The organism is Chamaesiphon sp. VAR_48_metabat_403 (assembly GCF_031422475.1).
Taxonomy (GTDB): domain Bacteria; phylum Cyanobacteriota; class Cyanobacteriia; order Cyanobacteriales; family Chamaesiphonaceae; genus Chamaesiphon.
Genome location: NZ_JANPLS010000185.1, coordinates 1 through 10,558, shown reverse-complemented (window position 1 = coordinate 10,558; position 10,558 = coordinate 1). Strand labels below are relative to the sequence as shown.

10 protein-coding genes are annotated in these 10,558 nt (G+C 45.2%); 4 read left to right on the top strand and 6 right to left on the bottom strand.

Going from position 1 to position 10,558, the window contains the following annotated elements; all coding sequences use genetic code 11:
- A partial coding sequence (locus tag RMO79_RS08890) for a serine protease (protein WP_310482755.1) occupies window positions 1-434 on the bottom strand: 434 nt, incomplete at its 3' end.
- A 206-nt stretch (window positions 435-640) separates the two neighbouring features.
- Entirely contained in the window at window positions 641-1,201 is a 561-nt protein-coding gene (locus RMO79_RS08885; RefSeq protein WP_310482754.1) for a hypothetical protein, read from the bottom strand.
- 322 nt (window positions 1,202-1,523) lie between these two features.
- Between RMO79_RS08885 and RMO79_RS08880 the strand changes: the two genes are divergently transcribed.
- A complete protein-coding gene (locus RMO79_RS08880; RefSeq protein WP_310482753.1) occupies window positions 1,524-2,282 on the top strand; it encodes a class I SAM-dependent methyltransferase in 759 nt (252 codons plus the stop codon).
- Window positions 2,283-2,303: 21 nt separating this feature from the next.
- On the opposite strand, the gene RMO79_RS08875 is transcribed toward RMO79_RS08880, so the two are convergent.
- On the bottom strand, window positions 2,304-4,091 hold the full coding sequence (locus tag RMO79_RS08875) for a tetratricopeptide repeat protein (protein WP_310482752.1): 1,788 nt from the start codon (window positions 4,089-4,091) through the stop codon (window positions 2,304-2,306).
- 634 nt (window positions 4,092-4,725) lie between these two features.
- Here RMO79_RS08875 and RMO79_RS08870 point away from each other — a divergent pair.
- Together RMO79_RS08870 and RMO79_RS08865 are read left to right on the top strand one after the other, a co-directional pair.
- A complete protein-coding gene (locus RMO79_RS08870; protein WP_310482751.1) occupies window positions 4,726-5,535 on the top strand; it encodes an SDR family NAD(P)-dependent oxidoreductase in 810 nt (269 codons plus the stop codon).
- A gap of 179 nt (window positions 5,536-5,714) precedes the next feature.
- Window positions 5,715-8,057 (top strand): tetratricopeptide repeat protein, encoded by a 2,343-nt coding sequence (locus RMO79_RS08865; protein ID WP_310482750.1) that lies wholly within the window; start codon window positions 5,715-5,717, stop codon window positions 8,055-8,057.
- A gap of 70 nt (window positions 8,058-8,127) precedes the next feature.
- On the opposite strand, the gene RMO79_RS08860 is transcribed toward RMO79_RS08865, so the two are convergent.
- Genes RMO79_RS08860 through RMO79_RS08850 form a run of 3 tightly spaced genes read right to left on the bottom strand, consistent with a single transcriptional unit; the run spans window position 8,128 to window position 9,714 of the window.
- A complete protein-coding gene (locus RMO79_RS08860) occupies window positions 8,128-8,664 on the bottom strand; it encodes a hypothetical protein (protein ID WP_310482749.1) in 537 nt (178 codons plus the stop codon).
- Window positions 8,661-9,299, bottom strand: a complete 639-nt coding sequence (locus tag RMO79_RS08855) for a hypothetical protein (RefSeq protein WP_310482748.1) — start codon at window positions 9,297-9,299, stop codon at window positions 8,661-8,663. The genes RMO79_RS08860 and RMO79_RS08855 overlap by 4 nt, the downstream gene beginning before the upstream one ends.
- Before the next feature lie 4 nt (window positions 9,300-9,303).
- Window positions 9,304-9,714, bottom strand: coding sequence for an SRPBCC family protein (locus RMO79_RS08850; protein ID WP_310482747.1), 411 nt, complete (start codon window positions 9,712-9,714; stop codon window positions 9,304-9,306).
- Window positions 9,715-9,801: 87 nt separating this feature from the next.
- On the opposite strand from RMO79_RS08850, the gene RMO79_RS08845 reads away from it, so the two are divergent.
- A complete protein-coding gene (locus RMO79_RS08845) occupies window positions 9,802-10,407 on the top strand; it encodes a TetR/AcrR family transcriptional regulator (RefSeq protein ID WP_310482746.1) in 606 nt (201 codons plus the stop codon).
- Window positions 10,408-10,558 lie beyond the last annotated feature (151 nt).

The window sequence follows — 10,558 nt, the reverse complement described above, 5'->3', positions numbered from 1 at the left end:
GTAATCGTAGCTGTCGGTGTGGGGTAGCCGCCAACAAATAGCTCCGCACCACCAGTGAGGAGATTGCAGTTACCAAGTTTGGCGGTGGGATAGTTGGCACTAGCACGAAATTTGACTACCGCCACATCGATATCTTGGGTGGGACGACGGATGGAACCGGGGATGATTTGGTATTTCTGACCGTCAGGCGCAACCAGTGAATAACTGACACTTTTGTTTTTCACCACATGGGCGGCTGTTAATACAGTGTAGATATCGCCTTGTTTTTGGAGAATGACTCCAGAACCTTGACTCCCTGATGCGGAAATCATCACTGTAATCGATTGGGCAATTTTATTAATTTCCGTGGCACTCTTGGCACTAGCGGCCATCTGAACCAGGGGAATCGTCGCTACCGCACCAACTAAACCCGCCCAGAATATCGATTTATCCATCGTGATGTAAATGTATAGCTAGCGATCGAGACGATTACATTGTTTTTTTGCTATTGTAAGCTATTTTCTCTCGATCGGAAGTAATACTTAAAAAAATATAAATGTCTAGTAAAATTTTCATTCCTCACCGAGCCAAAACGAACGAACTCTAAAACACTCAGTTGCATTGGTTCGAGAATTTTTTCTAATTCCCGAACTGACGTTAACTAAGCGGGAATTACTGGCTCTAAATCTTCATCGCAAAGATCGCCTAACTTTACAGCCGTTTCGCGATCGAGATAAAATAAAATCATCGCTTGACCGTTATCTTTGGTATAAAATTGTTTGCCATCGCGCTGTAAATCTTCCATCACATAGGCAATTGCCATCATATCCGCCCAATCATCATTCGGCTCGATTGTCCAATGCTGTCGTTTATCGCCAATATTATATTCTAGCCAACATTCACCCCCCTCGATATTAATATAATCGACAATATCAGTCAGATAATCTGGCTCGCCAGTCAATCCGCACAAATTCCGCACGATTTCTACATAATCGCCTGTAGAAACGATGCATTCAGTATCAAAATTCCAGACACTATTGCAAATTCTTCGCCCCCACGGTTCCCGCTCTACCTCAATTCCCAGCGAGAACAGCAAACACTCAAACGGCTCATCTTCAAAAGATTGTCGATCTAACGAATAAAGCAAATCGTCGATCGTAATTCCCAGATTGAGAACTAATCCTAATTCGGCTAGTTTAGCTAACTGTGTTTCTAGTTTCAAAGTGTGGATATCTCCCCGCTGCACCAATATATAACTACTATTATCGATCGTAGCTCAAATACCGATTCTCCAGGGGAGAGGCTTCTCTTCTCTCCGAGACGCTGTGCCTACGGCAGGCTACGCCAACGCCAACGCAAGAAGGTTGCGCTTTTACAGTCAAAACCCGCGCCGAGCCTTCACTAGAGATTTTGTTGCTGGTGCGAGGTTTAAATACTTACAGCCTTAGTATAGATTCAGACAAATTTAGTAAAACATTTGAGGTAAAGTAAGACTACAGTAAGACTCAACTAAATTTCGATCGACAAGATCGAGGAGAGTAGATATGTCTACACTAGGATTGACGACCATGAGTAATTACGATTTTTGTACTCAGTGGGTCATCGATAATGCCGACTCCAGACAGATCCGCGTCCTCGACTATGGTTGCGGCGGCGGCGAAATCGTTAAATTATTGAGAGATCGAGAGGTTGAAGCATTTGGTTGCGATACTTTTTATGAGGCGGCGACTTATTCAGAGCTAGATAATTCAGCTTTATTGGGTACGATAATTGTGAAAATGGAAGAGAACAAAATTCCATTTCCAGATAATTACTTTGACTTTTTAGTTAGCAATCAAGTCATCGAACATGTCGAAGATCTCGATACAACATTAACCGAATTTCAGCGCGTACTCAAACCGGGTGGGCAGTTTTTAACGATATTTCCTGATAAAAGTACGTGGCGAGAGGGACATTGCGATATTCCTTTTTTACATTGGTTTCCCAAGCAAAGCACTCCGAGAATTTATTATACTTTACTATTAAGATCGCTGGGCATGGGATCTTTTAAGGGCAATAAAAGTCCGCTTGAATGGAGCCAAGATACTTGTATTTGGTTGGATAAATGGACGTATTATCGAACGCCTGCGGAAATTTACAGCCAATATTCCGCTCGGTTTAGTGAGGTACGATCGATTGAGGTCGATTTATTACAGAAAAGATTGGGATCTCGCTACCAAAAGATTTCATGGTTGCCAAAATCTTTGCAGCAATCGCTAACTATGAAATTTGCCGGACGCGCAATCGTCGCTCGCAATCTTTAGCAGATAAATTAATCTAAATATTTATCGATCGATTAAACTTATAAATCTCGAATCGTGACGAATGAGATCGAAATCTGCATCTTCGCGAGCGAGATCGCGATAAGTATTAGGATTCTCATTCTGAGAGGCTTTTGCTAAGGCAAAGGCTTCGCCAACGCCAACGAATTGAATCGCTCGTGCTAAATATTCAATAGCGAGATCGATTTGGCATTTAATTGCATAGCAACAAGCTCGATTATAAATGGCTGGATGATAATCTGGTTGAATGGCAATTGCACGATCGTAAGCAGCAATTTCTTCCTCGGATCGATTCAATTGACGCAGCGAAATGCCGAGCAGATTGTAAGCTTCATATAAATCGGGATTAATTACTACAGCTCTATTTAAAGAGCTAACTGCTAATTCATGCCGACCTAATTCATGGAGAACCCTACCTCGATTATACCATGCATCGATGAGAGTGGAGTCAATCGAGATCGCGCGATCGTAAGCAGCAATTTCTTCCTCATTTCTACCCAATTTACCCAATATAATTCCGCGATGATTCCAGGCAAAATAATTAGATGTTTGCTTGGCAATTACCCGATCGAAAGATTCTAGAGCAGCTTTGTCTCGATTTAAGTTCATTAATGTATAACCGCGATAATTCCAAGCATCATAGTAATCGGGTTTAATCGCTACTGCGCGATCGAAACTAGTCAGTGCTAAATCGTGTTCGCCTAAAAAAGAAAATGCATTACCCCGATTGTATAAAGCTGCATGACAGTCGGGTTTAATTGCTAAAGCGCGATCGAAAGAATCGGCAGCTTCGGCATATTTAGCTAACTTCAATAGCGCGTGTCCGTGCTGAAACCAAGCTAAATAATTGTCGGGTTCGATCTCTAATCCGCGATCGATTTCCGCTACAGTATCATCGTATCTACATAAGGATTGTAGCGCGATCGATCGATTATTACGAGCTAGATAAAAGTCTGGTTTAATTGCTAATGCGCGATCGAAATAGGTAATCGCCGCCTCACTTCGTCCTAATCTTTGGAGGATAGTGCCGCAATAATTCCATGCTTCCTGAAAATCTGGATCGATCGCTAGGGCGCGATCTAAAGATACAATTGCATCATCACTTTTAGCCAACTTATCGAGGACGATACCACGACCGTACCAAGCATAGAAATCGGCTGGTTTAATGGTAATCGCTCGATCGAATGATACCAGTGCGGCTCGATCTCGATCGGTTCGATTGAGGACAAAACCCCGATTGCACCAAGCTAAATAGTTATAAGGATCGAGTTCGATAACTCGATTATAGCAAACTAATGCTACGTCATTATTACCAATTTCAGCCATCGAGATGCCGCGATGCAACCAAGCACGCTCGTCATTTTGTTCTATGGCAATCATGCGATCGAATGAAACAATTGCTGCTTCATATCGCTGTAGTCGAGCCAATCCAATGCCGCGCTGATACCAAGATTCGCGATCTTGAGGATCGATCGCTAAAGCGCGATCGAAATCAATAATTGCTTCAGTAATTTTAGCTAATTCTAGTAATATAACACCGCGATGATGCCAAGCTTTAGAATCGTCGGGATCGATCGCAATTGCATTATCGTAAGCGGCGATTGCTTTTTCAAACTGTCCATCTTCAACTAAACTATTACCCAACTGAATTAACAGTGGAATTGTCTGTTCTAAAGAAGTAACTCGATCTAGACTTTGTTTGATGGCTGAGATTTTTTCGAGCCTTTGCTGTGCGTCTGCACCCTGCTCATCGTCAGATGCTAGCTCGTCATCCCAAATATTCGATTGCATGACTATCCCGATAGTGAAGAAAATTAGGCTTGGAGATCGACTCGATGTTTCGATTCTCCAGGGAAGAGGCAAAGCAGGGAACGACAGCGAGTGCGATTAAATACCTCAGCAAGCTAAGTATGCCCAATTTTCGTAATTATCTATCTAACGTAAGTTGCAAACGATCGAAAAATGCTCGCTCTCATCAAAATGAGTGCTTCTCAGAAAACACTACACCATTGAAACCCGCTCGATTGTAGCTCCGATCGAGGTGACACAGCACATTAACGCCAAAATAGCTGCGATCGCGATCCCTGAGAATTGTATAGAGATATATCAAGATTGCCTAATTTTGTTAATAAATATTGCAGAAGCTAGATCTGTCTGATAATGTGTGTTTATAGATCGACACTTCAAATCGATCGCCCCAATCCAGATGCCTGATGTCTTGTTACTTGCCAGCCCGAAAAATTCTCACAGTATCCCCCTCACAATTACTGCTTGCAAATTATGTCATCCGCACTCTGTTTTGTTTGTAAATTCAGCTAGCTAACCCACGAGTATTCGATCGATACTCAAGTCCTAGATCGCTTGCGGCATCGTCAACGCAGCCAAAGTTACGATGCCAAGAGTTTCACCTTTGGAGGTTTTGAAAATGAAATTATCAGGAAAAACAGCCCTCGTCACTGGTGCATCGCGGGGAATCGGGCAAGCAATTGCCTTTGAATTAGCCAAAAGTGGCATCAAGCGACTGCTACTAGTCGCTCGCAACCAACAACGGCTGACGGAAATTGCCACAGATATCGCAGCAATGGGTGTTGAAGTTATCCCAATCGTTTTAGATTTAACAGATCGGGTACGGGTAAATGTCGTCATCTCCCAAGCATGGCGAGATTACGGTCAAATTCATCTGCTCGTCAACTGTGCTGGGGTGGCGCATCAAGCTCCATTTCTGCAATCGAAATTACCCCACGTTCAAGAAGAGATCGCCATCAACTTGTTGGGAATGTATACCATCACGCGCCTACTCGCGCGCCGGATGGTATCGCAACAAGAAGGAACGATTGTAAATGTTGCCAGCTTAATGGGCAAGGTTGCCGCGCCAACGATGTCTACCTACTCAGCAACTAAATTTGCCATTTTGGGCTTTACCCAGGCTCTCCGGGGCGAATTAGCCAGCCACAACGTTCGGGTGATGTCGTTACTACCGACACTTACCGATACGGATATGGTGCGAGATTTGCAGTTATTTCGCGGGGTGATGCCGATGTCGCCACAACGAGTCGCGCAGGCTCTCATCCGAGGGATCGATCGCGACGAGCGAGAAATTATAATTGGTTGGCAAAGTCATTTGGCAGTTTGGGGCAGCTATTTAGTCCCGCGACTGCTCGAACGAGTCATCCAGATGGCTGCACCGCTACCGGATCGGAAACAATTTTGGCAGCGGCTGGGGGCAAGAGGATAAGTTGGGTGTGGGGGGTGTGGGGACAGGGAGACGGGGAGACTTACTCCTTACTCCCTCACAAACATGTTCGTACTCCGATCCAATGACGTAAAATATTCGAGTAGTTTGTTAAGTGACACACGACCGAAATCGATCGATGTGTCAAAATAGACTTAATCGGAATTAGTCGGTAGTAAATTTTGAATAACTTGCAAGTGAGTGGTGGGAGCGTACGCACAGTGAATCCGATCGGATCTACTCTTCAACAGCGTTATCAAATCCTGGAACAGTTGGGGCACAATGGATCTGTCTCTACCTATTTAGCCATTGACACTCAACTTCCAGGCAATCTCCAACTCAAATGTGCGGTTCATAGTTACCTGCTGGCAGATCCGACTCCAGATAGTCCCGATTGGCAAGCAGCGATAAATACGGCGCAGACGTTGTATGAAGTGAGTCGTCGCGTCGATCGACTGCCGATCGTCTACAGTTATTTTGTCGAAGATCGATCGTTTTATATCGTCCGCGAATTTATTGAAGGGGTGTGTTTGGCGCAAGAGTTATCCACGCGCGCGTGGACTCAATCGCAAATAGTGATGCTGCTGGCAGAATTATTAGAAGTATTGCGCGAGATCGAGCGGGATCGGGTGCAGCCAGAACCTGTCTCGATTCAGCAGATCGTCCGTCGTCAGATCGATGGCAAACTGGTGTTAGTAAATTTACCCCGATCGATGGCAACGGCAGGAAATACGCCCTTATCGGACAATTTACGCGCGATCGGCGAAATTGCCATCGCAGCGGCGACAGGCAGGTCTGGAGCCGATCTACCCCTCACAGCGAGCCAACTCGATCGATGGCAACAACTGGCAACTCAAATCGATCGCCCCGAACCGATCGCCATTCTCGATCGACTGATTGCCACAGATCCCGAACGCCGCTACCCATCTGGATTAGCCGCTTGGCAAGCCGTCGCGAGTGCGATTCCCCAATTACTCGTCCATCAGCATTCCCCCGCCGATACGCGCCTAGAGATTGCCAAGCACCTGCGGCTATTAGTAGAGCGCGGGACGGAATTTTATGAAGTCGGTAATTGCGAGCGGGCGATCGAAGCATTCGATCGTGCCATCGCCCTCGATCCTCAGTGTGTCGAGGCTTATTGTGGTAGGGGAAATGCGCGGCGGTTTGTTGGGGATTATTCAGGCTCCTGGGAGGATTTCGATCGAGCGATCGCTCTCGATCCCGATTTAGGCGTTGCTTATATCGGGCGCGGCTTAGGGACATGTTTTGGCTCGCCATCGACTACCGATCCCACCGCCGATTTCGAGCTGGGCAAAAGCTTACTCGCCAACCCGTCAACCGCGATCGAATACGTAATGCGGGGTACCGCCCAAGCCCAATTAGGCGATGCTGACGGCGCGATCGCCGATTACGATCGGGCGATTAGTCTCGATCCACACTTATTACTCGCCTATAATAATCGCGGTAATTTACGTCAGTATCTAGGCGATATAACTGGGGCGATTGCCGATTTTACTCAGGTATTAAACATCGATTCCCAATCGGCGATCGCCTATAATAACCGCGCCATTATTTATACTCAGAGCGGGCAATTTGCACCAGCCATTGCCGACTTTACTAAAGCGATCGAACTCCAACCAGATTTTGTCAGCGTTTATAATAATCTCGGTAATGCCTACTATCAAATGGGCAAACATCCCGCTGCGATCGATAGCTACTCGCAAGCCATCGCCATCGATACCGACTTTGCCGTCGCCTATAGCAATCGCGCCAATATTTACCGAATTGAAGGCGATCTCAACGCGGCGATCTCCGATTACGATCGGGCGATTAGCCTCGATGCTAACCTAACGATCGCTTACTACAATCGGGGCATTTGTCGCCGACAAATGGGCAATCATCAAGCCGCGATCGACGATTACAGTCGCACCCTCGCCCTCGATAGTCAATACCTCCATGCCTATTACCATCGCGGGAATGCACGCCAATATCTGGGCGACAAACACGGCGCGATCGCCGATTATACCCATACTATCTGCTTCGATCCCAACCACCTGCACGCATATTACAACCGCGCGATTAGCCGCAGCGCACTCGGCGACGTGCAAGGTGCAATGGAAGATATCGAACGCGCGATTCAATTGTCGCCCGACTTTGCCAGAGCATATTACCATCGCGCTTGGCTCCTAGCTACCAGTCACGAGCATAAATACGCCCTCGCCGACTATCAACGCGCGATCGATCTCCAACCAAATTATCTCGATGCCTATTATCAGCGCGGTTGCAGCCATCACAGCTTAGGTAACTTATCCGCTGCGGTAGCCGACTTTTGCCAGACGATCGATCTCGATCCGCATTACGCCCCCGCCTACTACCAACGCGGCAAAGTCCACACCCAAATCGGCGATATTACTGGCGCAATTAGCGACTACCATCAAGCCGCCAATCTCTATCTCGATCGTGGCGATAGCAAAACCTATCAACAGATTTTAGCCATCCTCGATCGATTGGTAAATAGGTATTAGGTTTTAGGTTTTAGGCTTGTATATTGTTAGAGTTCACCTTCATTTAATCCAGATCCAGATGGTAAAACCATTAAAGATCGGCAAGATCGATGAGTTGGTTCTCGATGTCTGCTTTGTTTGCTCTGGCGGCTCTCTTTTTCGCGGCTAAATGGTAAGGATATTCCCACGCCCGCGAACGTTTTCCTGGATAATTATAACCTGGACGAACCATGACATAAACCTCCTTGAGATCGTAAGTTATGGTTCCTCCCTTTGAATTAATCCCAAAGTTGCGATGTTTGATGCGTTTTGCTTTAAGGATCTTTTCTTGGTTCTCATGGATGCTTTTCCAAAATCGATCTTCTTCACCAGCAGTTAAGGTTTCCCCTAATGTCGATACCTTCATATACGTGTAACGATCTTTGATTTGTAAAAACTCAAAGAATTTAGAAAAATGCTGGTTTGCTAAATCTCTTATGGCAATTTTCTGGTCTAGATCGAGCTTGTCATTTTCAATAATCGATCTATATAATGCTAACGGATTAAAATCTGTGTACTTTTGATGGCGATCGAGAATATAAATATACTCTCTGTAGGTTAGTCGATTGAATTTAATGCCAATTTTCATAATATATCGATCGCCATAAGGTTGTCAGCTAAATCTTCAAGATCGGCAAGTGCTTCCTCTATTATGTCCGATCGATTGTCTCTGAATGCTCTTTTTTCCAACGCTCGACGTTTGACAGATCTGGATTTACACCCTTGTTTGTCTGACTTAAAATACATATCTGGTGCAGATGCTAGATGCTGATTCACACCACCATCTCGGCGAATCATCGCCCCATTATAAGGACAGTCTATAATAGTCCAATAGTGCCGATCGGTACCAAGAGTCTCCAGGTAATATCTTGAATAAACACCAAAATTGCGATGTTTGATGCGTTTTGCTTTGAGGATTTTTTCTTGGTTCTTGCGAATATTTTCCCAAAATCGATCTTCATCACCAGCCGTTAAGGTTTCCCCTAATGTTGATACTTTGATATACGTATAGGGAGCTTTGATTTGTAAAAATTCAAAGAATTTAGCAAAATGCTGATGTGCTAGATCTCTAATGGCAATTTTTTGGGTTAAATCGAGCTTGTCGTTTTCAATAATCGATCGATACAATGCTAACGGATTAAAATCTGTATACTTTTGATGGCGATCGAGAATATTAACGTACTCTCGGTAGGTTAATTGATTGAATTTGACACCAATTTTCATATGCTTACGATTCGGCGATGCGAACGATGTTGCTCATCACGCTAGGTAACACAGCCCGAAATTTTCGTCCGAGTAAGAACCAGAATAGCGGTGCGAGCAGTCCTTTAAATGATACTTCATGCGTAAAGACTGTGTCATCAGATCGATCGTGGAGATAGCGATAGACGTTTAAGCTACTCAATGGTAAATCGATCGTCATTGTATAACTTTGTCCGGGGTTAAATTGCGAGATTCTAAACCGCGAAGCTCTACCTGCTGCGGTTGTTAAAATGCCTGTGGCTCCTAAGATAAAAGCACCATTTAGCGTCGAATCTCGTAGTTCTGTATCCCACCTCGACCAATTGCTTACATCCGTCCAGATGCCCCAGATTGTGGCTGGTGGTGCTGTTGTTGTGAGTGTGTGGTTAAATTTCATAAGCTGCGATCGCCGTACGGATATGCTAAGTTGACAGTGCCAATATAGCGTCTATATATTGGCACTGTCAATATAGAACCGATCGACATGGCTAAATATCATCACGGCAATCTGCGGCATGACTTAATTCAGGTCGCCACAGAACTTTTAGCAGTCGAAGGCACTCACGGATTGAGTTTGCGGAAAATGGCTCAGAAAGCTGGGGTGAGTCACAACGCACCATACATGCACTTTGCCGATAAAGAAGCAGTGCTAGCGGCAATTGCCGAGGAAGGTTTTCGACTATTAGCAGTAGAAGTAGAGGCAGCAATCGAACGCTCCGACAGGCAAAATACTCGCCAGCAGTTAATTGCCGCCAGTGAGGCTTACGTGCGCTTTGCACAAGCTCGACCGAATCATCTTCAGGTGATGTTCGCGCCTTATGATGCGGTGAAGTATCCCGATTTGCTAGCAGCTTCAGCCGCATCGCTCGATCGATTATTCGAGCTGGTAAAATCTGGACGAGAAAATGGTAAGCTCGTTGCTGGCGATCCGCATGTGATGACTAAGGCAATCTGGTCGATGGTACATGGCATTGCCTCGATTTCGATCGCTTATCAAACAACAACGATTTTATCGGCAAATGACTCAGCAACAGATGTTGTTTCGGTGTTTATTAATTATTTATTAGATGGGATGGCTACCAAAGATTAATCGGTGTTGCGGATTCTCTTGCAGAGCATCTGAGCCGACATAAATGTCGTCTAAAGGGTGAAAGAAACTTTGTTTGGGCACGCCCTAATTTCATGCTTCAACCCAATTTACAGATCCTTGCTCTGAGCCAGTTTCAGCTAAGTTCCTTAGA